This window comes from Streptomyces sp. DH37 (assembly GCF_029813835.1).
Taxonomy (GTDB): Bacteria; Actinomycetota; Actinomycetes; order Streptomycetales; family Streptomycetaceae; genus Streptomyces.
Genome location: NZ_JARVKV010000217.1, coordinates 1 through 417 on the forward strand (window position 1 = coordinate 1; position 417 = coordinate 417).

The following is a 417-nucleotide window of genomic DNA, read 5'->3' on the forward strand; positions in this document are numbered from 1 at the left end:
CCCAGCACCAGCCCGGCGGCCTGCGCCGCAGCGCCGAGCGCGACCAGTTCCTGCGCGCGCGGGACGACCACCGGGCGCCCCGACAGCCGCCGCACCGTCTCGCGCAGGCCGTGCCCGTCGCGCCGCCGCCGATCAGCAGGATCGGGGCGTCCGGCTCGGCGTCGGCGTCCAGGACCCGGTCGAGGGCGGCCAGCAGCGCGTAGACCGCGCCGTCGTAGGTCGCCTGGAGGATCTGGCCGGGGGTGGTGTCGTGCCGCAGACCGGTCAGGGTGCCGGAGGCGTAGGGCAGGGTGGGGGTGCGCTCGCCGTCCAGGAACGGCAGCACGGTCACGCCGCCGCCCGCCTCGACCGCCTCGCGGTCCAGGCCGAACAGGGCCGCGACGCGGTCCACGGCCAGGGTGCAGGTGAGGGTGCACG

General features: G+C 77.9%; 1 pseudogene. It reads right to left on the minus strand.

The window, feature by feature from the left end:
- Window positions 1–417, minus strand: a pseudogene (locus QC029_RS30740) (FGGY-family carbohydrate kinase); the annotation flags it as partial.